Source organism: Nocardia sp. NPDC003726 (assembly GCF_053586955.1).
In genome coordinates, this window is record NZ_JBSFNF010000003.1 from 327,776 (window position 1) to 350,485 (window position 22,710).

General features: G+C 70.4%; 23 protein-coding genes. 15 read left to right on the forward strand and 8 right to left on the reverse strand.

All coding sequences use genetic code 11. The annotated features are described in order from the left end of the window. Positions 1 to 167: 167 nt before the first annotated feature. The 6 genes from ACWDMM_RS06310 to ACWDMM_RS06335 form a co-directional block, all read right to left on the reverse strand. Positions 168 to 1,889, reverse strand: coding sequence for an urease subunit alpha (locus tag ACWDMM_RS06310; protein ID WP_195079020.1), 1,722 nt, complete (start codon positions 1,887 to 1,889; stop codon positions 168 to 170). Then, on the reverse strand, positions 1,882 to 2,232 hold the full coding sequence (locus ACWDMM_RS06315; RefSeq protein ID WP_195079019.1) for an urease subunit beta: 351 nt from the start codon (positions 2,230 to 2,232) through the stop codon (positions 1,882 to 1,884). The genes ACWDMM_RS06310 and ACWDMM_RS06315 overlap by 8 nt, the downstream gene beginning before the upstream one ends. A gap of 50 nt (positions 2,233 to 2,282) precedes the next feature. Beyond that, complete coding sequence (locus ACWDMM_RS06320; protein ID WP_195079018.1) at positions 2,283 to 2,585, reverse strand: urease subunit gamma; 303 nt, start codon at positions 2,583 to 2,585, stop codon at positions 2,283 to 2,285. A gap of 76 nt (positions 2,586 to 2,661) precedes the next feature. Then, positions 2,662 to 3,051 (reverse strand): PaaI family thioesterase, encoded by a 390-nt coding sequence (locus ACWDMM_RS06325; protein ID WP_323124109.1) that lies wholly within the window; start codon positions 3,049 to 3,051, stop codon positions 2,662 to 2,664. 99 nt (positions 3,052 to 3,150) lie between these two features. Next, the gene (locus tag ACWDMM_RS06330; RefSeq protein WP_323124097.1) at positions 3,151 to 3,909 is read right to left on the reverse strand and encodes a carbonic anhydrase; all 759 of its coding nucleotides are present in this window, start codon (positions 3,907 to 3,909) and stop codon (positions 3,151 to 3,153) included. Positions 3,910 to 4,317: 408 nt separating this feature from the next. Continuing rightward, positions 4,318 to 5,025: a hypothetical protein gene (locus ACWDMM_RS06335; protein WP_195079016.1), complete on the reverse strand. Its 708-nt coding sequence runs from the start codon at positions 5,023 to 5,025 to the stop codon at positions 4,318 to 4,320. 151 nt (positions 5,026 to 5,176) lie between these two features. Here ACWDMM_RS06335 and ACWDMM_RS06340 point away from each other — a divergent pair, with 151 nt between their 5' ends. The 15 genes from ACWDMM_RS06340 to ACWDMM_RS06410 all read left to right on the forward strand — a co-directional run bounded on the left by ACWDMM_RS06340 (position 5,177) and on the right by ACWDMM_RS06410 (position 21,274). Next, positions 5,177 to 6,205 (forward strand): FecCD family ABC transporter permease, encoded by a 1,029-nt coding sequence (locus ACWDMM_RS06340; protein WP_449936286.1) that lies wholly within the window; start codon positions 5,177 to 5,179, stop codon positions 6,203 to 6,205. Beyond that, complete coding sequence (locus ACWDMM_RS06345) at positions 6,202 to 7,293, forward strand: FecCD family ABC transporter permease (RefSeq protein WP_323124099.1); 1,092 nt, start codon at positions 6,202 to 6,204, stop codon at positions 7,291 to 7,293. Before ACWDMM_RS06340 ends, ACWDMM_RS06345 begins: the two co-directional genes overlap by 4 nt. After that, the gene (locus tag ACWDMM_RS06350) at positions 7,290 to 8,186 is read left to right on the forward strand and encodes an ABC transporter ATP-binding protein (protein ID WP_357208791.1); all 897 of its coding nucleotides are present in this window, start codon (positions 7,290 to 7,292) and stop codon (positions 8,184 to 8,186) included. Before ACWDMM_RS06345 ends, ACWDMM_RS06350 begins: the two co-directional genes overlap by 4 nt. A 71-nt stretch (positions 8,187 to 8,257) precedes the next feature. Next, positions 8,258 to 8,650 (forward strand): BlaI/MecI/CopY family transcriptional regulator, encoded by a 393-nt coding sequence (locus ACWDMM_RS06355; protein WP_039797864.1) that lies wholly within the window; start codon positions 8,258 to 8,260, stop codon positions 8,648 to 8,650. Between the two features lie 43 nt (positions 8,651 to 8,693). Further along, positions 8,694 to 9,632, forward strand: coding sequence for a M56 family metallopeptidase (locus ACWDMM_RS06360; RefSeq protein WP_039797863.1), 939 nt, complete (start codon positions 8,694 to 8,696; stop codon positions 9,630 to 9,632). 180 nt (positions 9,633 to 9,812) lie between these two features. Then, positions 9,813 to 11,411: a DEAD/DEAH box helicase gene (locus tag ACWDMM_RS06365; RefSeq protein WP_357103459.1), complete on the forward strand. Its 1,599-nt coding sequence runs from the start codon at positions 9,813 to 9,815 to the stop codon at positions 11,409 to 11,411. Between the two features lie 3 nt (positions 11,412 to 11,414). Then, the gene (locus tag ACWDMM_RS06370; protein ID WP_195079012.1) at positions 11,415 to 12,260 is read left to right on the forward strand and encodes a DMT family transporter; all 846 of its coding nucleotides are present in this window, start codon (positions 11,415 to 11,417) and stop codon (positions 12,258 to 12,260) included. 241 nt (positions 12,261 to 12,501) lie between these two features. Next, the gene (locus tag ACWDMM_RS06375; RefSeq protein WP_195079011.1) at positions 12,502 to 12,756 is read left to right on the forward strand and encodes an IPT/TIG domain-containing protein; all 255 of its coding nucleotides are present in this window, start codon (positions 12,502 to 12,504) and stop codon (positions 12,754 to 12,756) included. A gap of 147 nt (positions 12,757 to 12,903) precedes the next feature. Then, complete coding sequence (locus ACWDMM_RS06380; RefSeq protein WP_195079010.1) at positions 12,904 to 14,340, forward strand: GuaB1 family IMP dehydrogenase-related protein; 1,437 nt, start codon at positions 12,904 to 12,906, stop codon at positions 14,338 to 14,340. Between the two features lie 244 nt (positions 14,341 to 14,584). Beyond that, entirely contained in the window at positions 14,585 to 15,967 is a 1,383-nt protein-coding gene (locus tag ACWDMM_RS06385; RefSeq protein ID WP_195079414.1) for a hemolysin family protein, read from the forward strand. Beyond that, positions 15,960 to 17,024 carry a hemolysin family protein gene (locus ACWDMM_RS06390; protein ID WP_357103462.1) on the forward strand — a complete coding sequence of 355 codons (1,065 nt, stop codon included), beginning with the start codon at positions 15,960 to 15,962 and terminating at the stop codon, positions 17,022 to 17,024. Before ACWDMM_RS06385 ends, ACWDMM_RS06390 begins: the two co-directional genes overlap by 8 nt. A 28-nt stretch (positions 17,025 to 17,052) precedes the next feature. Continuing rightward, complete coding sequence (locus ACWDMM_RS06395) at positions 17,053 to 17,964, forward strand: 3-methyladenine DNA glycosylase (protein WP_449936295.1); 912 nt, start codon at positions 17,053 to 17,055, stop codon at positions 17,962 to 17,964. A gap of 154 nt (positions 17,965 to 18,118) precedes the next feature. Beyond that, a complete protein-coding gene (locus ACWDMM_RS06400; protein WP_357103466.1) occupies positions 18,119 to 19,693 on the forward strand; it encodes an LVIVD repeat-containing protein in 1,575 nt (524 codons plus the stop codon). Positions 19,694 to 19,695: 2 nt separating this feature from the next. After that, positions 19,696 to 20,337 carry a DUF305 domain-containing protein gene (locus ACWDMM_RS06405; RefSeq protein WP_449936298.1) on the forward strand — a complete coding sequence of 214 codons (642 nt, stop codon included), beginning with the start codon at positions 19,696 to 19,698 and terminating at the stop codon, positions 20,335 to 20,337. Positions 20,338 to 20,539: 202 nt separating this feature from the next. Continuing rightward, on the forward strand, positions 20,540 to 21,274 hold the full coding sequence (locus ACWDMM_RS06410; RefSeq protein WP_357103472.1) for a PaaI family thioesterase: 735 nt from the start codon (positions 20,540 to 20,542) through the stop codon (positions 21,272 to 21,274). An 83-nt stretch (positions 21,275 to 21,357) separates the two neighbouring features. Here ACWDMM_RS06410 and ACWDMM_RS06415 read toward each other — a convergent pair whose 3' ends face one another. After that, complete coding sequence (locus tag ACWDMM_RS06415) at positions 21,358 to 21,489, reverse strand: hypothetical protein (protein ID WP_323124101.1); 132 nt, start codon at positions 21,487 to 21,489, stop codon at positions 21,358 to 21,360. Between the two features lie 187 nt (positions 21,490 to 21,676). Next, positions 21,677 to 22,252 (reverse strand): hypothetical protein, encoded by a 576-nt coding sequence (locus ACWDMM_RS06420; RefSeq protein ID WP_195079005.1) that lies wholly within the window; start codon positions 22,250 to 22,252, stop codon positions 21,677 to 21,679. Positions 22,253 to 22,710: the final 458 nt, after the last annotated feature.

Sequence of the window (22,710 nt, forward strand, 5' to 3'; positions counted from 1 at the left end):
ACCCACCAGAACACGGCGCCCCACCCCCCGCTCGCCTGACCGAGGCATCCTTCCCTCCCTTCCTCCGAGTCCAGCGGACTATACGCTCCGCGCCGGTTCCCCACGAGTGGCACACCATCGAGACTTCTTCTCGCATTTCTCCGCAGCCATGTGCCACTCACGGGGTGTCAGAAGAGGAAGTAGCGCTGGGCCATGGGGAGGGAGGGGGCGGGGTCTTCGTGCCAGACCTCGCCGTCGATGCGGACGGTGAAGGTGTCGGGGTCGACCTCGATGCGCGGCATGGCGTCGTTGTGCGGCAGGTCCGTCTTCCGCACGCCACGGACGTCGCGGACCGGCACGAGTCTGCGCCGGACCCGCAACCGGTCGGCGAGGCCGTCCTCGATCGCCTGCTCGGACACGAAATGCAGCGAGGTCGCGGCGGCGGCCGCCGGGGCGGCGCCGAACATGGGGCGCGGCAGCACGGGCTGCGGCGTGGGAATGGAGGCGTTGGCGTCGCCCATCGCGGCCCAGGCGATCGCGCCGCCCTTGAGCACGGCGTGCGGGCGCACGCCGAAGAACGCGGGCTCCCACAGCACCAGATCGGCGAGCTTGCCCACTTCGACCGACCCGATCTCGTGGTCGAGGCCGTGCGCGACGGCCGGGCAGATGGTGTATTTCGCGATGTAGCGTTGGACGCGCGCGTTGTCGGCGGCGCCGTCGCCCGGCAGCGCGCCGCGGCGGCGCTTCATCACGTGCGCGGTCTGCCAGGTGCGCAACACGACCTCCCCGATGCGGCCCATGGCCTGCGAGTCGCTGCCGATCATCGAGATGGCGCCCAGATCGTGCAGCAGGTCCTCGGCCGCGATGGTGGAGGGGCGGATCCGGCTCTCGGCGAAGGCCAGATCCTCCGGGATCGACGCGCTCAGGTGGTGACACACCATGAGCATGTCCAGGTGCTCGTCGAGGGTGTTGATCGTGTGCGGGCGGGTCGGGTTGGTGGAACTGGGCAGCACGTTCGGATGGGCGGCGACGGTGATGATGTCGGGCGCGTGCCCGCCGCCGGCGCCCTCGGTGTGATAGGCGTGGATGCCGCGGCCCGCGATCGCCGCGAGGGTGTCCTCGACGAAACCGGCCTCGTTCAACGTGTCCGAGTGCAGCGCCACCTGCACCCCCGCCGCGTCGGCCACGGTGAGGCAGGCATCGATCGCGGCGGGGGTCGAGCCCCAGTCCTCGTGCAGCTTGAAGCCCGACGCCCCGGCCCGCAATTGCTCCCACATCGCCTCGGCGCTGACGGTGTTGCCCTTGCCGAGCAGCACGATGTTCACCGGCCAGCCGTCGGTGGCCTCCAGCATGCGCGCCAGATGCCACGCGCCGGGCGTCACGGTGGTCGCCTTGCTGCCCTCCGCCGGACCGGTGCCACCGCCGATGAGGGTGGTGATGCCGCCGCCGAGCGCCTCCTCCAGCAGCTGCGGGCAGATGAAATGCACGTGACAGTCGATCGCGCCCGCGGTGAGGATGCGGCCGTTGCCGGAGATGATCTCGGTGGACGGCCCCACGACCAGGTCGGGATGCACCCCGGACATGGTGTCGGGGTTGCCCGCCTTGCCGATCGCGCTGATCCGCCCGTCCCTGATGCCGACGTCCGCCTTGACGATTCCCCAGTGATCGATGATCACCACGCCCGTGATCACGGTGTCGGGAGCGCCCTCGGCGCGCGTCGCGCGGGATTGGCCCATGGATTCCCGCAGGACCTTGCCGCCGCCGAACACTGCCTCGTCGCCCGCGCGGCCGGGTCCCCCGCTGCGGTCCTCGGTGATCTCGATCAGCAGATCGGTGTCGGCCAAACGGATCCGGTCGCCGGTCGTCGGTCCGAACAATTCGGCGTATCGCGCCCGGCTCAGCTCACTCATCGCGTCCTACCTCCCCGCACCGAGTCCCGCGCCGGTCATCGAGACGGCCCGGCGGTGTCCGGCTGATCCCGTGCACCTCGCGGGCGCCGCCCAGCGGCACCAGCCGCACCCGTTGCGCGAGACCGGGTTCGAAGCGCACCGCGGTACCGGCCGGGATGTCGAGGCGGTGACCGTGCGCGGCCGTTCGATCGAACTCCAGGGCCGCGTTCGCCTGCGGGAAGTGCACATGACTGCCGACCTGCACGGGGCGGTCGCCGGTATTGATCACGTCGAGTTCGATGCGCGCGGCGCCGGCGTTCAGTTCGACGACGCCCTCGGCGCAGAAGTATTCGCCGGGGATCACACCGCGCCTCGATCCGTCCCGGGGGCGCTCGCGAACCGCATCCCGCCCGCCTAACCGATCGGGTGGTGCACGGTGACGAGCTTGGTGCCGTCCGGGAAAGTCGCTTCGACCTGGACCTCGGGGATCATCTCCGGCACCCCTTCCATCACGTCGGCGCGGGTGAGGACCGTCCGCCCGGAGGACATCAGCTCCGCGACGGTGCGGCCGTCGCGCGCGCCTTCCAGCACGTGGTCGGTGATCAGCGCGACCGCCTCGGGATGGTTCAACGCGAGTCCGCGCGCCCGCCTGCGCCGGGCAAGCTCGGCGGCGTAGCTGAGCAACAGGCGCTCCTGCTCGTGCGGTGACAGTCGCATCCTGGCTCCTCACCGGTTCACCGTGACGGGTGAGGCACATTCTGGCACGCCCGTTCCGCCGCCGCCGGTCGAGCGGTCAGGACCGATGCGGCAGATTCTGCAATCGCACCTGCCCGCGGGCCACGGTGCGGCCCTGCTCATCGGTGATGACGACCTGCCACAGTTGCTGCAGCCTGCCCCGGTGCAGCGGCGTCGCCTCCCCCGTCAGAGTGCCTTCGCGCACCGCCCGCAGGAAATCGGTGTTGTTGTTGACCCCGACGACCGTGCCTCGGTCGCCGAACCAGATGCCGCCGGCGATGCTGGCGAGCGTCTCGATGACGGTGCAGTACACGCCGCCGTTCTGGATACCGGCGGGCTGGTAGAGATGCGGTTTCACGACCCACTCGCCGCGCACGCGCTCCGGGCTCAGCTCGGTGTAACGCAGGCCGATCAGATCGGCGAAGGTGCCTTCGCTGTAGGCGTTCATCTGCTCGGGTGTGACATCCGCCAGCGAGCCGAACTGACGGGTTTCCTGCTGTGTCATGTACTCACTGTCGCACAGCGCCCGGACCAGGCCGTCGCGGCCTCACCCGCCCGCCAGCGTGACCGTCCGGCCGTTCAGCGGCTGGGTCGGCCGGTTGCTGTGCGCGAACAACGTCCGGTACCGGTCGGCGTCGGCCGGGGCCACCGCGACGGGATTGCCCAGCACCGTCCACGAAACGCCCTCGCTGCACGGCGGGGTGGTGAGCGAACCCTGATAGCGGTATTGGTCGGTCGCACCTGGCAGCATCGCGCGCAGATCGATCGGGCCCGGCACGACGGTCTCGGCGTCGACGGCCCGCGGCGCGACCGAGAGGATCGGCGCGAAGGCCGACGGTCCCGGCGCGGCGCGCAGCAGCACACCGAGCACGGCCACCGCGCCCGCCGCGCTCTTGTGCACGAAGTGCGCTTCCATCGTCGTGCCCACGCCGTCCACGGTGTGCTCGCTGGGCAGGTGGAAGTGGAATTGCACGAGTTCGTACGGAACACCGTCGACGACGATGCGATTTCCATTTCCCGCTGGAAGATTCGCCTGCACCGTGTGCCCGTTGTTCCGCAGCGTCACAGCCGGGGCCGCGTGATAGTCGATGGTGATGTGCTCGGACGGCTCGAGTTTCGCGTGACCTGGCAGGTCGACGGGCGACTGCTGGTGGCCGCTCTTGCAGGTCAGGTAGTCACGATCCAAGTCGGCCCAGTGATCGGGGCCTTCGGCGTCGTAATCCCAGTGCGGCGCAGGGGTGCTTCGCGCCCGCTGCTCACCGAATCCGCAAGCGGGCACGGCGAGCAATGCGACAGCGGTGAGCACGGCAGCGATCGAACGGCGGCGGGACGATCTGCGGGTGGACAAGCTGACAGCCTCGAATTCCGTTGAGCCGTCGTGCGTCCGGTCCGCGACGGCGGGCATCGGCGCGGCCTCGGAGGTGGCGCGCCGATGGGCGCGACACGGCACCGGGCCGGGTTCCCCGGTGCGGCGGTGGCCGGGCGAGGACGGCCGGACGACGAATACCCCTGCTGTACAGGGGGTTCGCGATCGTGTCGGCGTCAGCGTAGAACCAGGGCCGGACGGCGCGCCAGAGTCGGCGACGCACTTCACAGACGGACAGAGCGGCGGGCCCCACCGGAGGTGGAGCCCGCCGCGGCAAGGGATCGGGGGTCACCGCAGCCCTCGGGACGCTCACGCGATCCGTACGCCGGATCCGAGTATAGGTCAGGCTTACCTAACTAAGCAACCGCCCGACCGCCGCACGGGCAGCCCGCGCTCGGCCATCGCCGCCAGCAGGGCCTGGCCGCGGCGCGCACCGGCGACGGAATCGGTCCGCGCCAGATCGGGCACGTAAGCCGAAGCGCCCGCGACGGATTCACCCACCAGGGACCAGAACCGCCGTGCGCTCAATCCGGAGCAGCGCGTCAGGTTCCGCTGGACGACGGTCAACGCGGACTCGCAGCGATGCGCGAGCCAGACGGACATCGCCTCCGGGCACGGCAAGGCGACCACACCGGGTCCACCCGCCAGCGGATCGCCGTCGACCACGCGAATCGTGGTGTCGGACAAACCCGCCCAGTCGATGCCGCCGTCGTTGTCCGTGTGGATCCAGAGATTCTCCAACCCGGGGTCCCATGCCCGACCCTCCGCGACGAGCAGCGCCACCACCCGTCCGGCGATCGCATGGATCAGCGCCGTGGCAACCACTTCCGCCGCGATGTCGGCGCTGATCATCTCCGCGGCATGCCTGCGGTACATGAGTTCGACGCGACCTTCGCGCACTCCGTCCGCCAGTTGCCACCAGCGGCGCTTACCCTGCTCGGCGATCGCGGCGACGGCATAGACCCGTGGATGCTCCGGCTGCAGCGCGCGCAGCCGGGCACAGGCGCGTCCGAACGCCGTCGTCGAGCGATGTGGCGTGGTGATGAGCTCGGTCATCGAACCTCCTCGGGGATCGGCTCCGTCGCGCGGCGCGGCGGACATTCGGCCGTGCCCGTCCGTACAGCGAAAGATAGGTTAGGCTTACCAGACCTAGCAACCGTATCGATGATTTCAGGAGCAGTTCGTCGCCGTGACCTCTCTTGCCACCGTGAGGCGGCGACGTCTTTGCGGACTCCTCGTCTCGACCGTCCTACTGCTGCTAGCCGTGCTCGCCGGTGTCGCGGTGGGCGCGCGCTCGCTCGCACCGGGGACGGTGTTCGACGCTGTGCAGCACGCGCTCGCCTGCCCGAGCGGACCCTTCACCTGCGCGGCCGGTTCCACCGAGGAAGAGATCGTGCGCGGACTGCGCCTGCCGCGCACCGCGTTGGCGCTGGTCTGCGGCGCGGCGCTGGGAACAGCGGGCGCGCTGGTACAGGGGAACACCCGCAATCCGCTCGCCGACGCCGGGTTGCTCGGACTGAACGCGGGCGCGGCGTTCCTCGCCGCGCTGAGCGTGTACCTGTTCGCCTTCAGCGCACCGGAGCAATACATCTGGTTCGCGCTCACCGGCGCGCTGATCGCCGGGGTGGCGGTGTTCGCGACCTCTTCGGTGGGCGGCGGCAAGGCGAGCCCGCTGACCCTCGTGCTCGCCGGCGCGGCGGTCACCGCCTTCCTGCAGGCCATGACGAACGCCGTCGTGCTGTTCGACGCCGCCACGCTGGACACCTACCGATTCTGGGTGATCGGCACCGTCGCGGGCCGCGACGCCGCGGTGTTCTGGCAGGTGCTGCCGTTCCTGGCCGCAGGGATGCTGCTGGCGGTGCTGGCGGCGCCGGGATTGAATCTGATCGGCCTCGGCGACGACGTGGCGCGCGGGCTCGGCGTGCATGTCGGCCGCAGTCGCGCGCTCGGACTCGCGGCCGTCGTGCTGCTGGCGGGCGCGGCGACGGCGGCGGCCGGGCCGATCGCCTTCCTCGGCCTGGTCGTTCCGCATCTCGCGCGGGCGATCACCGGACCGGATCATCGCTGGCTGATTCCCTATTCCGGGCTCCTCGGCGCGTTGCTGCTGTTGATCGCCGATGTGGCGGGCCGGGTGGCGGCTCGCCCCGGTGAGCTGGAGGTCGGCGTGGTGGTCGCCGTGCTCGGCGTTCCGTTCTTCCTCGCGTTCGTGCGCAGACGAAAGCTGGTGAACCTGTGACGATCTCGCTGCGCACCACGGGTGCGCGACCCGCGCTGCGCGTCGGGCCGGTGTCGACGGTGCTGCGACCGCGGATGATCCTGATCATCGCCATCCTGATCGCGCTGGCGCTCGCGCTGTTCTGCCTGGACATCGCGGTGGGCGAGTCCCACATGCCGCTCGGACGCGTGCTGGAGGTCCTGACCGGCGGCGGTACCAGAGCGCAGCGGTTCATCGTGCTGGAATCCCGGCTGCCGCGCGCGCTCACCGCGCTCGTGGTCGGCCTCGCGCTCGGGCTGGCCGGCGCGATCACCCAGTCCATCCTGCACAACCCGCTGGCCGCACCGGACATGCTCGGCATCACCTCGGGCGCGAGTTTGGGCGCGGTCGCCGTGCTGGTCGGCACCGGCGGCGCGAGCACCGGGCTGGCCGCCTCGGTCGGCGCGCCGGTGGCGGCGCTGGCGGGCGGCCTGCTCACCGCGGTCGCCATCTACCTGCTCGCCTGGGGACGCACCGCCACCGGCGGGTACGGCGCGACCGGGCTGCGGCTGGTGCTGATCGGCGTCGGCGTGAACGCCCTGCTGACCGCGGCGATCAGCTGGCTGCTGACCCGCGCCAGCCTGGCCGATGCCCAGCGAGTGCAGTTGTGGCTCAACGGATCGCTCAACTCGGCCGACACCGCGCACCTGACTCCCGCGGCGATCGCCGCGGGGATCGCCGCGCTCGTCGCGCTCGCCGCCGCCCGCACGCTCGCCGCGCTGCGCCTCGGCTCCGACACCACGCGGGCGCTCGGCGTGCGCGTCCAGACCCAGCAGGCCATCCTGATCGCGGCTGCCGTGGTGGCCGCCTCGGTGGCCACCGCCGCCGTCGGGCCGGTCGGCTTCGTCGCCCTCGCCGCGCCGCAGATCGCCCGCCGCCTGCTGCGCACGCCGGGCGAGCCGCTGGTCGGCTCCGCGGTGGCCGGGGCCATCCTGGTGGTCGGCGCGGATGTCGCGTCCCGCACGGTGTTCCCGGTCGACCTGCCCCTCGGCGTGGTGACGGCGGCGTTCGGCGGGCCGTTCCTGCTGTACCTGCTCGTGCGTATGAACCGGAAGGCGACGCTGTCATGACGATCGCAGACCTCACCCCTGCCGCCACCGAGCGGGCGAGCGCTCCCGGTCACCGGCTCGGCGCCGAGGAGGTCACCCTCGGCTACGGCGATCAGGTGATCGTGAACGGGCTGAGTTTGACCATCACTCCGGGTGTGATCACCACGGTCATCGGGCCAAACGGTTGCGGAAAGTCCACCCTGTTGCGCTCGCTCGGCCGCCTGCTGCGCCCCCGGGAAGGCCGGGTGATGTTGGACGGCAGAGCCATTTCGACGATGAAGACCAAGGACGTCGCCCGCATCGTCGGCATGCTGCCGCAGTCGCCGGTTGCCCCGGAAGGGCTCACCGTCGCCGATCTGGTCGCCCGCGGACGTCATCCGCACCAGTCCTGGTTCCGGCAGTGGTCGGGCGCCGACGAATCCGAGGTGACGACGGCGCTGGAACAAACCGGGATCGCCGACCTCGCCGACCGCCCGCTCGACGAGCTGTCCGGCGGCCAGCGTCAGCGGGCCTGGATCTCGATGGCGCTGGCGCAGGGCACCGACATCCTGCTGCTCGACGAGCCGACCACCTACCTGGATCTGGCGCACTCCATCGAGGTGCTCGACCTGGTGGACCGATTGCACGCCGATCTCGGGCGCACCGTCGTCATGGTGCTGCACGATCTCAATCTCGCGATCCGCTACAGCGACCAACTGGTCGTCATGCACGCCGGGCGCGTCGTCGCCGCGGGCGCGCCGGGCGAGGTGGTGTCGGCCGAGCTGCTGCGTGAGGTCTTCGACCTGGACGCCAGGGTGCTCGAGGACCCGGTGTCGGGGCGGCCGATGATCGTCCCGATCGGCACGCGGCACGTGCGTGGAAAAGTGGGCGGACCGGCTGCCACACCGCCCGAGACCGCGCCGTATGAGAAATGACACACCAGCTACTCCATAGTTACGACACCCCGTAGTACGCATCCTCGTCGTTGAGTCCCTAAAATTAGGGAATGGCAGGTCTTGGTGAACTCGAGAAAGCGGTCATGGATCAGTTGTGGTCGGCCGACGAACCACAAACGGTCCGGCAGGTGCACGAGGCGCTCGCCGCACGCCGTGAGCTCGCGTACACCACGGTGATGACCGTGCTGCAACGCCTCGCGAAGAAGAACCTCGTGGTGCAGCGGCGCGACGACCGCGCCCACCGTTACGCGCCGGTGCACACGCGCGACGAACTGGTGGCGAGTTTGATGGTCGACGCGCTGCAACAGGCCGACGCGGCGGGCAGCCGCGCCGCGGCACTGGTGCACTTCGTCGAACAGGTCGGCAAGGACGAGGCTGCCGCTCTCCGCGAAGCACTCGCTAAGCTCGAAGCAACCGAGGACTCGGCGCCGCCGCCGCAGTAGACTCCTCGGGCGCCCTGGCCCCACAACGCAGTGAGCTGAGTCGATGAACGCAACCGCGCCGGTATTCGCCGGACTGGCATTGCTTCTCGCGGGGCCTGCCCCGGCCTTGCTCAGCCGGGCGACCTGGACCTATCGGACGCCTCGGGCAGCGCTGGTGCTCTGGCAGGCCATCGCGCTCGCCGCCGTGCTCAGCGCGTTCGGTTCCGGGCTGGCCATCGCGGCCGAACTGCTGGTCCCCGGCCCCGACGGCCGCCCGACCACCGCGCCGACCAGGGAGATCGACGCGCTGGGGTTGCCCTTGTGGCTGGCGTACGTGTTCGTGTTCGCGCTCACGCTGCTGATCGGCGCCCGGTTGATCTACGCGATCATCCGGGTCGGCGTGCACACCCGCAGGCGGCGGGCGCGGCACCGCATGCTCGTCGATCTGCTCGACCAGAGCGGTCCGCACCGACGCGCGGCCGACATCAGGGTGCTGGCCGCCACCGAGCCGATCGCCTACTGCCTGCCCGGCCTGCGCCAGCGCGTCGTGCTCAGCGAGGGCACCCTGACCAATCTGGCCGACGCCGAGGTCACCGCCATCGTCAGCCACGAGCGTTCGCATCTGCGGGCCAGGCACGATCTGGTGCTGGAGGCGTTCACGGCCGTGCACGAGGCGTTCCCCAGGGTGGTGCGCAGCAAGGCCGCGCTCGGCTCGGTGAAACTGCTCATCGAGCTGCTCGCCGACGACTCGGCGGTCAAGGTCACCGGGCCGAAACCGCTGGCCCGCGCTCTGGTCGCCTGTGCGAAGTCCACCGCGCCGCAAGGCGCGCTCGCCGCGGGCGGTCCCACCACGCTCATCCGCATCCAGCGGCTCAGCGGCCGGATCGGCGACATCCGCATCGCCACGGCCGCCTATCTGGGATCGGCCGCCATCCTGGTGGTGCCGACGCAGGCGGTGGCCGTACCCTGGCTGGTGGAACTGAGCCGGCTGTTCCACGGCTGACTTCCCGGCGCGTATCCTGGAGCTTCGGCCCGTCTCCGGTCGGCCATCCTCTTCGCTCCACCCGGCGCGCGTCATCCTCGCGCCACCGCGCGGTGAAACCGCATCGCGCGCCGCTCTCCATCCCACCGAACAGCGCGTTCCGCGTGGAACCCGCCGTGCGACGAAAGGCACATCCTCCTCGTGACCCCCTCGACCACCGTCGCCGCGGCGCCCCCCGCGACCTTCGCGGATCTGGGCCTGCCCGCCGTGCTCGTGCAGGCACTGCGACGCGACGGCATCGAGATGCCGTTTCCCATCCAGGCCGCGACGACGCCCGACGTCCTGGCGGGCAAGGACGTACTCGGCCGCGGACCGACCGGTTCCGGCAAGACCTTGGCCTTCGGCCTCCCGATGCTCACCCGGCTGGCGGGCCGGCCGGCCAAGCCGGGCCGCCCGCGCGGCCTGGTCCTGGTGCCGACCCGTGAGCTGGCCGCGCAGATCGAGCGGGCGCTGGACGAACCGGCGCTCGCGCTGGGCCTGCGCGTCGCCTCGGTGGTGGGCGGCGCCCCGATCAAACGCCAAGCCGACCGGCTCGCCCGCGGCGTCGACCTGCTGATCGCCACACCGGGACGGCTCGCCGACCTGCTCGCCCAGAAATCCGCCGATCTGTCCGACGTGACGATCACCGCGCTCGACGAGGCCGACCACATGGCCGACATGGGCTTCCTGCCGCAGGTGACCAAGCTGCTCGACCGCACGCCGCGCGACGGTCAGCGCCTGCTGTTCTCGGCCACGCTGGACGGCGAGGTCGACAAGCTGGTCAAGCGTTACCTGCGCTCCCCCGTCACGCATTCCACCGCGCCGCCGTCGGCCTCGGTCGCCACGATGTCGCATCACCTGCTCTACGTCGGCGACAAGGTGACCAAGCGCGCGGTCGCCACCGAGATCGCCGCCCGCGAGGGGCTGACCATCATGTTCGTCCGCACCAAGCACGGCGCCGACCGGCTCGCCAAACAGCTGCGGGCGGCAGGCATCCCAACGGGCGCGCTGCACGGCGGCAAGGCGCAGAACAACCGCACCCGCACGCTCGCCGCGTTCGCCGACGGCTCGGTGCCGGTGCTGGTCACCACCGATGTCGCCGCCCGCGGCATCCACGTCGACGGGATCTCCCTCGTCGTGCACGTCGACCCGCCGCCGGAGCCGAAGGCGTATCTGCACCGGGCCGGGCGCACCGCCCGCGCGGGCGAGGACGGCGTGGTCGTCACGCTGGTCATGGACGAAGAGCGCCGCGAGGTGGAGGCGATGGCCCGGAAGGCGGGTGTCGAGGTCGACGGGGTCGCGGTCCGTCCCGGCGACCGCGCGCTGGTGGAGATCACCGGCGCCCGCCGTCCGTCCGGTGTCCCCGTGGTCCCGGCTTCCGCCGCGCCCGTGGCCGCCCAGGCGCCCGAACCCGCACGCCGCCGAGCGAACCGGCGCTCGGAGACAGCTCCGGCCGGTGGTCGCGGCGCCGGTGCCGTGAAGCAGTCCCGATCGGGCTCGGTCTCGGGCCGTGGTGAATCGGTCACCGCGCCGGGACGCCGGCGCGGCCACGCGAAAGTCGCCGGGAAGCCCGCCGCGGGCAACACCGCCGGATACGGTGCGAGTTCGGGCGAGGGCGCGTCCACCCGCCGTTCCGGCGCGGCGGGCGGATTCTCCGGACGCGCCGCGGCTTCCGGCTCCGGCGACACGCCGGGCCGGCCACGGCGACGCGCCGTGCGAGCCCAGCAGTCGCCACAGCGGGGCAATCGCGGAGCAAACTAGAAGGTGTCGACCCACGCGGCAGCGGCCGTCCTCTGCGCATTGCTCGCGGCGCTGCTGTTCGCGGTCGCCGCGGTCGCACAACAGCACGCTGCTGCCGCGGTGCCGGAGGACGCGTCGCTGATCCGCTCGCTGCTGCGTACCCCGCGCTGGTGGGCTGGGGTCGTCGGCGACGCGGGCGGATACGGCATGCAGGTCCTCGCGCTCGCGTTGGGGGCGGTGCTGCTGGTGCAGCCGCTCCTGGTGAGCGCGCTGGTGTTCGCGCTGCCGCTGTCGGCCCGGCTCAACGACCGCCGCGTCGCGCCGCGCACCTGGGCGACCGCGCTCGTGCTGGCAGCCGCGCTGGCCTGCTTCCTGCTGGTCGGCAATCCGACCGAGGGCGATACCAACGCGCCCCTGCGCGAATGGCTCGTGCCGCTGGGCATCCTGCTCGGATTGATCGTCGCGGCAGCGGTCGGTGGGATCGCCGCGCGTGATCCGGCGTGGCGCGCTCTGCTGATCGGGGCCGCGAGCGGAGCGCTCTACGGACTGGCCGCCGCGCTCACCGACTACGTCACCGATCTGTTCGAGCACGGTCTCGGCGACGTGCTGAGTGGCTGGCAGACCTGGGCGCTGGTCGGAGCAGGCGTCACCGGCGTCTATCTCCAGCAGCGCGCCTATCAAGCGGGACCCCTGACCGCGTCGCTGCCCGCCGTCACGGTCGTCGAGCCACTGGCCGCGGCGTTCATCGGCATCGCCGTGCTGGACGAGCGGTTGCGGACGGACACCGCGGGACTGGTCGTCACCGCCGGTGCGGTGGTCGTGATGGCCGCCGCGACGATCATGCTCTCCCGCTCGCAAGCCGCCGCCTGAATCCACGGGTGCGGCGGCCCCGCGCGGTGCTCGCTCGGCCCGACCCCATCGAGCAGGCCCAGGGTGCGCTGATGCTGATTCCAGGAAGGCGTGACAGCGGGTCGAAACCGGACGAAATCGGACTTCGGATCCCTTGTCGAAAAGCCGTCGCCGGAGGCTTACTGAATATGTAGCGGTTGCCGCAGAAGATCGACATCCGTTGCACGATAATCTCTTTCACTACTCGGCTTGGAGTCGAACCATGGCAGCTGTACTCACCTCCCTCACCCCCGACACAGGCCCGGCGACGACTTTCAGCACTGTGGTGATCACCGGCTCCGGGTTCAGCAATGTCGGTCCTCTGACCGTGCGCTTCGGTACGAAGGCGACCACGTTCACCATCGACTCCGACACCCAGATCACGGCCATCTCCCCGACGGGAACAGGCACGGTGGACGTCACCGTCGAAGTGGAGCTGGACGGCATCAGCAACGCACTCCCCTTCACCTACGTCTGACCGCGCGTGCGCCCGGGCCGTCGGTGGGCAACTGCCTGCCGACGGCCCATCGCGTTGTGTCCCGCGCCTTTGCCCGCACCCGTTACGACGCGATCGCGTCCTCGGAGAACGGCGCGCACCGGTCGGCGCGCGGATATCATCGGTCGAGTGCGCTTTCTCCCCGGTCATCAGCCGCCGTACGACCTGACCTACGACGACATCTTCCTCGTCCCGAACCGGACGGACGTCGCGTCGCGCTTCGACGTCGATCTGTCGACGACCGACGGGTCCGGCACCACCATCCCCCTCGTCGTGGCGAACATGACCGCCGTGGCCGGGCGCAGGATGGCCGAGACCGTGGCCCGCCGCGGCGGCATCGTCGTCCTGCCCCAGGATCTGCCGATCACCGCGGCCGCCGACACCATCGCCTTCGTCAAGAGCCGCTCGCTCACCGCCGACACCCCGGTCACGCTCGCCCCCGACCGCTCGGTCTCCGAGGCGGTGGCTTTGATGCACAAGCGCGCGCACGGCGCGGTCGTGGTGGTCGACGGCGGACGTCCGGTCGGTGTGGTGACCGAGGCCGCCTGCGCCGACGTCGACCGCTTCGCCCGCCTGCGCGAGGTCGCGGTCACCGATTTCGTCCGGGCGCCCGCCACCACCACCCCGCGTGACCTGTTCGATCTGCTGCACGCCGAGCACGCCGACTTCGCGGTGCTCACCGCCGAGGACGGCGCCCTGGCGGGGATACTGACCCGCACCGGCGCGCTGCGCGCGGGCATCTACCAGCCCGCCGTCGACACCGCGGGCAAGCTGCGCGTCGCCGCCGCGGTCGGCATCAACGGCGACGTGGCCGCCAAGGCCAAGTCCCTCGTGGATTCGGGCGCCGACCTGCTGGTCATCGACACCGCGCACGGACACCAGACCAAGATGCTCGAAACGCTCACCGCCGTGCGCGATCTCGGGCTCGGCGTCCCGCTGGTCGCGGGCAACGTCGTCTCCGCCGACGGCACCAGGGAATTGGCCGCGGCGGGCGCGGACATCGTCAAGGTCGGTGTCGGGCCCGGCGCCATGTGCACCACCAGGATGATGACCGGCGTCGGCCGCCCGCAGTTCTCCGCGGTAGCCGAATGCGCCGCGGCGGCCGCGGAAATCGGCGTGCACGTCTGGGCAGACGGCGGCGTGCGTCATCCCCGCGACGTGGCGCTGGCGCTGGCCGCAGGCGCGTCCAACGTGATGATCGGCTCCTGGTTCGCCGGTACCTACGAGTCCCCGGGCGACCTGCGTGTCGATCGCGACGGCAACGCCTACAAGGAGAGCTTCGGCATGGCCTCCAAGCGCGCCGTCGCGGCCCGCACCGCCTCCGACAGCGAGTTCGACCGCGCCCGCAAGGGACTGTTCGAAGAGGGCATCTCCAGCTCCAGGATGCGGCTGGATCCCGAGCGTCCCGGCGTGGAGGATCTCATCGACCACATCTGCTCCGGCGTCCGCAGCGCGTGCACGTACGCGGGAGCGCGCACGCTCGCCGAATTCCACGACAAGGCCGTGCTCGGCGTGCAGTCCGCCGCGGGGTTCGCCGAAGGCCGCCCGCTGCCGAGCGGTTGGTGAGCGCCGACACGCGCATCGCACCGGCACCGGCCCACGCCGCGCGGCACGTGGGCCGGTAGCATGGTGGTTGCCGGACACCGGCACCACGACTCATTTGCGAAAGGATCCAGTTGTCACCCGCGTCCGAGGGCGCCGCACAGGAGGGCTCCTCTATCGAGCCGGGTGACCAACCCGGCGTCCTCCGCTCCGCAGTAGTCCCATTCCGCACAGGCCGTCACGCAGCACCGTCCGGGTGGTGCTGATCATGTCCGTCGCGCTCACCGCGCTCAGCCTGATCGGATTCATCGCTCTCACCGTCGGCACGGCCCTGTTCGTCGCCGCGGAATTCTCCCTCACCGCCCTCGAGCGCAGCACCGTCGAGGCGCACGCCCGCACCGGTGACGTCCGCGCCCGCATGGTCCGCAAGGCGCATCGCACGCTGTCGTTCCAGCTGTCGGGCGCCCAGCTCGGCATCACGATCACCACCCTGATCACCGGTTATATCGCCGAGCCCGTGCTGGCCAGGCTGCTGCATCCGGTGTTCGCGGGCCTCGGGCTGAGCGATGCCGCCGCGAGCGGCGTCGCGCTGACGCTGGCCCTGGTCCTGGCCACCTCGCTGTCGATGATCTACGGCGAGCTGGTGCCCAAGAACATCGCCATCGCCAAGCCGCTGGCCACCGCCCGCGTCACGGCCGGACCGATGATCGCGTTCTCGGTGGTGTTCAAGTGGATGATCCATTTCCTCAACGGCACCGCCAACTGGGTGGTGCGCAGGCTCGGCGTCGAGCCCGCGGAGGAATTGCGGTCGGCCCGCTCGCCGCAGGAACTCGGTTCCCTGGTCCGCACGTCCGCGCTGCGCGGCGCGCTCGACCAGCCCACCGCCCAGGTGATGGACCGCTCCCTGCAATTCGGCGAGCGCAGCGCCGAGGAGCTGATGACGCCGCGGGTGAAGATCGAATCGCTCGACAAGGACGACACCATCGCCGATCTGATCGACGCGGCGGGCCGCACCGGCTACTCCCGCTTCCCGGTGATCGACGGCGATCTCGACAACACCCTCGGCTTCGTGCACGTCAAGCAGGCGTTCACCCGCCCAGCGCACGCGCGCACCACCACCCCGCTGTACCGGCTCGCCCAGCCGGTCCCCATCGTGCCCGCCAGCTTGGACGGCGACGAGGTGCTCGAACGGGTCCGCGCCGACGGCATGCAGGTCGCCCTCGTCGTGGACGAATACGGCGGCACCGCGGGCCTGGTCACCATGGAGGACATCATCGAGGAGATCCTCGGCGACGTCCGCGACGAGCACGACGAGGAGGAGCGCGACGTCCGGCGCGTCATCGACGGCTGGGACTGCTCGGGCCTGCTGCGCATCGACGAGGTGTCCCGGGCGACCGGATACGACGCGCCGGAGGGCGAGTACGAGACGCTGGGCGGCCTGGTGCTGACCCGGCTCGGCCGCATCCCGGTGCCGGGCGACGAGGTCGTGCTGCCGAATCCCCGCTCGCAGCAGTGGACGGCGCCGGAAAGCCACGGTTCCGGCGGCTGGATCGCCCGGGTGGAGCGCATGGACGGGCGGCGCATCGACCGCGTCCGCCTGATCCCGGTCGACGCCGACATCATCGCGACCAAGGAGCACAGCCATGGGTGACCTGTTCGGCGTCCTGCTCACCGTCGTGCTGCTCGGCGGCAACGCCTTCTTCGTCGCCGCCGAGTTCGCGCTCATCTCCGCCCGCCGCGACCGGCTGGAAGCGCTGGCCGCACAGGGCAAGCGCAACGCGAACACCGTCATCCGGGCGGGTGAGAACCTCTCGATGATGCTCGCCGCCGCGCAGCTCGGCATCACCATCTGCTCGATCCTGCTCGGCCGCGTCGGCGAACCCGCCGTCGCGCACCTGCTGGAAGGTCCGTTCGAGCTGCTCGGCCTGCCGCAGCAACTGCTGCACCCGGTGGCCTTCGCCCTCGCGCTGACCATCGTGGTGATCCTGCACATCCTGTTCGGCGAGATGATCCCGAAGAACATCGCGCTGGCCGGGCCGGAACGCAGCGCGCTGCTGCTGGTGCCGGTGCACCTGATGTGGCTGCGGCTGGCCCGCCCGCTCATCGCGCTGTACAACCTGGCCGCCAACCTGTCGCTGCGCATGTTGCGGGTCGAGCCGAAGGACGAGCTCGAAGCCACCGTGTCGACGGTCGAACTGGCCGAGATGATCGGTGAGTCCCGGTCGGAGGGGTTGCTCGACGAGGAAGAGCACCGCCGCCTCACCCAGGCCCTCGGCACCAGCGACCGGGTGGTCGCCGACGTGATGGTGCCGCGGGACGCGACCAGATCGATCCCGCTGCGCGGCAACGGGACCACACTCGGCGACATCGAGTCCGCCGTCGCCGAGACCGGTTTCTCCCGCTTCCCGGTGCGGGCGAACGACGGCTCGCTGGTCGGCTACCTGCACGTCAAGGACGTGCTCGACAAGGTGGCCGACGAGAGCGCCGGCCCGGGGACGCCGATCCCGCGCACCGATATCCGCCCGCTGCCGACGGTGGGCATGGGCGCGACGCTCTACGAGGCGCTGGCCCGGCTGCGGCGCACCAACAGCCATCTCGGCCGGGTGGTCGACGACCGGGGCAACACCACCGGCATCGTCGCCCTGGAGGACTTGGTGGAGGAGTTCGTCGGCACCGTCCGAGACGGAACGCATCGAGTGGGCGAGTGACGATCCGGCCAGGCGGGGTGCGGTAGCAATGCGGGTGTTGTCCGGTGTGCGGTGGCGAACGTCCGCCGCCGCACATCGGGCCCGGCTGGACGATCTGGTCGGGCCCTATCTGGAGCGACGAGCACATGGTTCGTCGCACCCGGTGATCGATTTCTTGTTCACCTACTACGGGCACAAACCCGCGCAGTTGCGGCGTTGGCATCCGGGATACGGCATCGGGCTGGCCGACGCCGCGGAATACCGGGGGGCCCGCGGCTACCGCCACGTCGTCACCGATTCCGGTACGGACTGCTACTCCGCTGATCCCGCCTACCTCGGCAAACGCCGGGATACCGTCGCGTTCGTCGCGCAGTTGTTGCGCGCCACCGCGTCTCGGCCCGCCCACCTGTCCTGTTTCGGCCTGCACGAATGGGCGATGGTGTACCGCACCGACGACATCCGCCACCAGAAGGTTCCCCTGCGGCTGGGACACGCGGGCACCGACGCCGTGCTCGACTCGATGCAGTTGCGGTGCACGCATTTCGACGCCTATCGCTTCTTCACTCCGGACGCCGTGGGCCGCAACGCCGAGCCCCTCACCCGCGCCGACCAGCTGCGCCGCGAACAGCCGGGCTGTCTGCACGCGAACATGGATCTGTACAAATGGGGCTTCAAACTCGTCCCGCTGATCTCCTCGGACCTGCTGCTGGACTGCTTCGAGCTGGCTTGCGCCGCCCGGGAACTCGACATGCGCGCCAGCCCCTACGATCTGACGGAGTTCGGTTACGAGCCGGTTCGCATCGAGACGCCATCCGGGCGCGCGGAGTACGTTCGCGCGCAGTCCGAGTTGGCGCAGCGCGCGGCCGGATTGCGACGCACCTTCCTGGGTGTCTGCCAGCATCTCTTGTCGGCGCATCTCGATTCCGCCGCTCTCGGCACCGAACCGACTCAGCCGCGCTGACCACGCCGGACGGAAAACTTCGCGAATTCGGCCGCGATTCGGCGAAACTCACGCTCGCGCCGAGCGGAATCATTACCATTCAGTCAGTTCGGCGGTGACTGTCCCAGCCACCCTGGGCAGCCAATCTCGACGACGAAGTTGGGGGGTCGCGACGATGCGCCCATCGGCCACACTGCGCCGCGCCAAACCGCTGGCTCTGCTCACCATCGGCCTGATCACGGTCGCGCTGCTGCCCGTGAGCGCGTCGGCCGATCCGCGATCGGCCCCCCGTGACGCCGTCCAGGAATTCCTCGACGTCGGGCGCACCTCGGTCCCCCGCGCCGACTGCGGACCCGGCTCCGCCCCCGAGAACGGACTGCAAGGCGATGTCACCGCCGCCGATCGCGACAGTGGGCGCAGCACGCAGGGCTACCGGTGCAACATCTCCTTCGTCGGCGGCTACGCGGGCCGCGGCGCGGGTATCACCTCCACCAGCTTCGAGCACTGCGCCTATCTGGGTTCGTTCTTTCCCGGCGACCTGATCAGCGAGGGCCGCGGCGTCCAGGTACTCGACGTGTCCGATCCGGCGCGTCCGCGGCCGACGGTGACGCTGACCGAGCCCGCGATGCTGGCCGGAACCTGGGAGAGCCTCAAGGTCAACACCGAGCGCAAACTGCTGGTCGGCACCGGCGTGCCGGTCGGCGAGGGCGTCGGCTACCTGTCGGTCTACGACGTCTCCGATTGCGCGCATCCGCGGCTGCTCAATCCCGGCCCGGGGACGAATCTGGCGATGCCGCTGCCGATCACCACGCACGAGGGCGGCTTCTCCCCCGACGGCAACACCTATTGGGCCTCGGGGATCGCGCCCGGCTTCGTCAGCGCGGTCGATCTGACCGATCCGGCCAACCCGCACGTGGTCTGGCAGGGACTGACGGGCATCGAGGCGCACGGGTTCGGCATCAGTCCGGACGGCAACCGGATGTACATCTCCGCGCTCGGCGGGTTCACCGTCCTCGACATCAGCGCGGTGCAGCGCCGCGACCCCAACCCGCAGGTGCACCACCTGGGCCGGGTGTTCTGGACCGACGGCTGGGCGACCCAGCACAGCATCCCGGTCAGCTACGACGGCAAGCCCTACCTCTACACCGTCGACGAAGGCGGTTCCGGCGGAGTCAAACTCATCGACATCTCCGACGAGACCGCGCCGAGGGTGGCCGGCAAGATCAAGCTCGAGATCAACCTGCCCCAGCACATGGACAGCAATATCGGTTCGTCGATGGGCGGTTCCGCCTTCGCCTACGAATCGCACTACTGCGCCGCCGACCGGCAGGAGAACCCGACCGCGTTGGCCTGCGGATGGATCTCCTCCGGCATCCGGGTGTTCGACATCCGCGATCCCTACGCCATCCGCGAGATCGCCTACTACAACCCGCCTGCCCGCACCGGGCAGAACCTCGGCCTGTGGAACTCGCCGCACGCGCTCGCCTCGATCATCGGCGTTCCGCTCATGAGCACCCCTTCGGCGGTGCGCGCCGTGCTCGAGGGGCAGTTCAACCCGCTGGATGCCCTTACCCCGCGCACCGGCCGCCTCGCCTTCGGCGACGTGTCCACCGACTGGTGTCTGTCGCCGCCGGAATGGCGCGGCTCGCAGCTCTACGTCGCGTGCTCGGACAACGGCTTCATGGTGCTGCGACTGGACGACGACGTGTACTCGCCTCCGGCGGACCAGCGGTCGATCGTCGGGTCGTAGCGATGCCGCGCTGGATGCGGATCGCCGCCCTGGCTTCGACGGCCTTCGCCCTGCTCGTGCTCGGCGCCGCGCTGCGGCCGCTGGTGTTTTCGGAACACCGTTCGGCCGCACCGGTTCTCACCGAGGTCGAGATCGGCTTCGTCCAGGACATGACCACCCATCACCAGCAAGCCCTGCTCATGGTGCAGCGGCTGGACCGCGCGGTCGATCCGGCGGTCACCCGGCTGGCCGAACAACTCGACCGCGCACAGCGCATGGAGATCGGCACCATGCTCGGCTGGCTGCGCCTTGCCGACGCGCCGCCCACCTCCGCACAGCCGATGGCGTGGATGCACAGCGCGGACGCGTCGCCGCATCGGCACCACGCAGCGGCCGCGCAGACCGCCGGGGTGATGCCGGGGATGGCGAGCACGGCGGAACTGGACGAGTTGGCCGCGGCGCGCGGCCCGAACGCGGAGATCCTGTTCCTGCAATTGATGTTCCGCCACCACCAAGGCGGAATCGCGATGGCCGAGGCCGCCGACGGCCTGCTGCGCTCCGGGCCGGTCAAGGAGATCGCCCGGTCCATGATCCATGGGCAGGGGCAGGAGGCCGGGGTGATGGGCATGCTGCTCACACGGCGCGGGGCGGCCCCGCTGCCCTGACCACCGGGCCGCCACGGCACCGCATACGACCCGCAGCCGGAGGCTTCGCTGACCTCGCGGCCGGCTGCGAGGCGCATGCTCCGGTCGTAGTCGACGGCGGAAGGTCCGCGAACACGGCGGCCCGGCTGAGGACCGGCGCTCTCCCGGCGGTATCGTCGGCTGGGCCGGGTCATGATCGTCGGCCGGAAAGGTGGGGCAGCTGATGATTCGGACCGATGCGTTCACAGTGCCCCCGCACGTGCGTGGTTATCCGGGCGTGGCGTTCGGCGGATATGTGGCGGGAGTGCTCGCCGCCGCGAGCGGCGCCACGCAGGTGCGCGTCGACTTCCGCCGCGGAGTGCTCGTGGACACTCCGGTGGTGCTGGCCGCCGACGGCTCCGGCGGCGCATCACTCACCGACCTGGACGGCGCGATACTCGCCGAGGCTTCCCCGTCGGCGGTCACGGTCACGCCACGGCCCGCGCCCACGTGGGAACAGGCGCGGACAGCGAGCGCGACCGCGGGCGCACTGCGCAAAATGAGCCACTGCTACGGCTGCGGCGCGGCTTGTGCCCCCGGACGCGGATTGCGCCTGTCGCCCTGGGCCATGTCCGCGCACGACATGGTCATCGCCGCCTGGACACCGGATCCGCTGCTCGCCGGCCCGGACGGCTACCTGCCCACCGAAAACGTCTGGGCCGCTCTGGATTGCCCCGGTGGCTGGGCCGCGATGGCTTTGCGTGACCTGCGCCCCGGAGCGGTCACCGCCGCCCTCACCGCCACCCAGTTCCAACCGGTCCGCACCGGCGACCCCTACGTCTCATACGGCTGGCCGGTCTCCGCCGACGGCCGCAAACACACGGTCGGCGTGGCCTTGGCCCGCGCCGACGGAACGCTCTGCGCCCTCGCCGAGGCGCTGTGGATCGAGCCCCGCCAACCGCTGCCCTTCGAATGGTGACCCACCCCACCCGAACCTGTCGGTGGCTATCGGTAACCTCCGCGCCATGCCTTCGTCGGTACACGAAGTCCTCATCGAATTAGTCAGGCGCAGAGCGTGGTCAGGTAGACCGGCCAGCTCCACATCTTGTCGTCGTCGCGTTGCAGCTGGACTTCGACGACGATGCCGAGAACCGGGACGTCGGCCTCGGTGAGTGTGACGGACCAGGTCCGCACGGTACTCGGTGGGTTCGATATCAGGTAGGTCGCCCGAATCGACGCGGGCGTGATCGAATTCCGGGAGGGACAGTCCCAGTGTGGAAGTCAGCAAGATCAAAGCATGCCGCGACAACGCCCGCCTGACCATGTGGATAGCCCGCGCCGCCAACGCCGACACCCTCGAAGCGATCTTCGGCGACCGGGTTCAGTGAGTGTCGGCGAAGCGGTACCACTGGCCGTCGAAGGCGGAGTATTCGATGCCGTTGGTGGCGGGTGGACCGAGGTGGGGTGGGGTGGCCGGGTCACGGAAGAAGGCGAAGCCCTCCGAATTCGAGTCTCCCGACTGGGTATAGAACAGGCAGCCGCCGTCGCGGGGGGTGATGAAGGTGATCGTGTAGACGCCGAGGCGGGTGCGGTGGCCCGAATGCGCGCAGTCGACGGCTTGGTCTTCGAGAATCCCCCGGGAGAGGCGCCAGCCGGTGTCCTCCGGGACGTCGTAGAGCGTCAGCGCCAGGAGCACGACGATGAGCACGGGCGAGGCGAGGCTGTGGAAGACGGCACGGTAGCGCAGCAGCCCGAGCAGTCCGAACAGGACGGCGATCCCGCCGAGCACGCCGAGCACCGCCCAGAGCACGACGAGGGTCGGAAACGTGCCCTCCGCGGCGAGTTGCCAGAACAGCGCCGCGCAGCAGAGCGCGACCAGGGCGGTCACCAGCCCCATCCACAGCACGAACCAACGAGGAATACGCGACCGCGTGCGCACGGACCCTGCGGAGTTCACGTGTTCAAGATACGAGGGGCAGCGGCTTCGCGCGCGGGATCGGCGGCGAAATCCCCCGGGGCGTCAGGGATCACGACGACGCGGACGCCGCAGCGGGCGTGGCGCAAAAGGTACGCGGCCCATCCGAATCCGCGGGCCGCCCATGGTCCGATGCAGAGCTGCCCGGCGAATTCCGCGACCTGCTGATCCCGCGCTCACCGAGCAACGGTGCCCACAGTGTGAAAACGAACAATTCGGAACGTTTCACGATCGCGGCCCGAATCGGAAAATCCCCCGGCCAGTACACCTGACCAGGGGATTTCACTACTCGGAGCACATCGTGCACCGCATGCTCACAGCGGCGGGAAGCCCGCCGATCCGGTGGCCATCCAATTCCAGAACATCGCCGCGCGATTGGCGAGCAATGCCACGATGTCGAGCACAACGCTTCCCATGAATCTTCCTCACAAATCGAACGA

What these genes read in the sequence shown, in the direction of transcription:
- ACWDMM_RS06310 (WP_195079020.1), bottom strand. Translation starts at nt 1,889, where the DNA reads ATGAGTGAGCTGAGCCGGGCGCGATACGCCGAATTGTTCGGACCGACG.
- ACWDMM_RS06320 (WP_195079018.1), bottom strand. Translation starts at nt 2,585, where the DNA reads ATGCGACTGTCACCGCACGAGCAGGAGCGCCTGTTGCTCAGCTACGCC.
- ACWDMM_RS06325 (WP_323124109.1), bottom strand. Translation starts at nt 3,051, where the DNA reads ATGAACGCCTACAGCGAAGGCACCTTCGCCGATCTGATCGGCCTGCGT.
- ACWDMM_RS06335 (WP_195079016.1), bottom strand. Translation starts at nt 5,025, where the DNA reads ATGACCGAGCTCATCACCACGCCACATCGCTCGACGACGGCGTTCGGA.
- ACWDMM_RS06350 (WP_357208791.1), top strand. Translation starts at nt 7,290, where the DNA reads ATGACGATCGCAGACCTCACCCCTGCCGCCACCGAGCGGGCGAGCGCT.
- ACWDMM_RS06355 (WP_039797864.1), top strand. Translation starts at nt 8,258, where the DNA reads ATGGCAGGTCTTGGTGAACTCGAGAAAGCGGTCATGGATCAGTTGTGG.
- ACWDMM_RS06360 (WP_039797863.1), top strand. Translation starts at nt 8,694, where the DNA reads ATGAACGCAACCGCGCCGGTATTCGCCGGACTGGCATTGCTTCTCGCG.
- ACWDMM_RS06375 (WP_195079011.1), top strand. Translation starts at nt 12,502, where the DNA reads ATGGCAGCTGTACTCACCTCCCTCACCCCCGACACAGGCCCGGCGACG.
- ACWDMM_RS06385 (WP_195079414.1), top strand. Translation starts at nt 14,585, where the DNA reads ATGTCCGTCGCGCTCACCGCGCTCAGCCTGATCGGATTCATCGCTCTC.
- ACWDMM_RS06390 (WP_357103462.1), top strand. Translation starts at nt 15,960, where the DNA reads ATGGGTGACCTGTTCGGCGTCCTGCTCACCGTCGTGCTGCTCGGCGGC.
- ACWDMM_RS06395 (WP_449936295.1), top strand. Translation starts at nt 17,053, where the DNA reads ATGCGGGTGTTGTCCGGTGTGCGGTGGCGAACGTCCGCCGCCGCACAT.
- ACWDMM_RS06400 (WP_357103466.1), top strand. Translation starts at nt 18,119, where the DNA reads ATGCGCCCATCGGCCACACTGCGCCGCGCCAAACCGCTGGCTCTGCTC.
- ACWDMM_RS06405 (WP_449936298.1), top strand. Translation starts at nt 19,696, where the DNA reads ATGCCGCGCTGGATGCGGATCGCCGCCCTGGCTTCGACGGCCTTCGCC.
- ACWDMM_RS06410 (WP_357103472.1), top strand. Translation starts at nt 20,540, where the DNA reads ATGATTCGGACCGATGCGTTCACAGTGCCCCCGCACGTGCGTGGTTAT.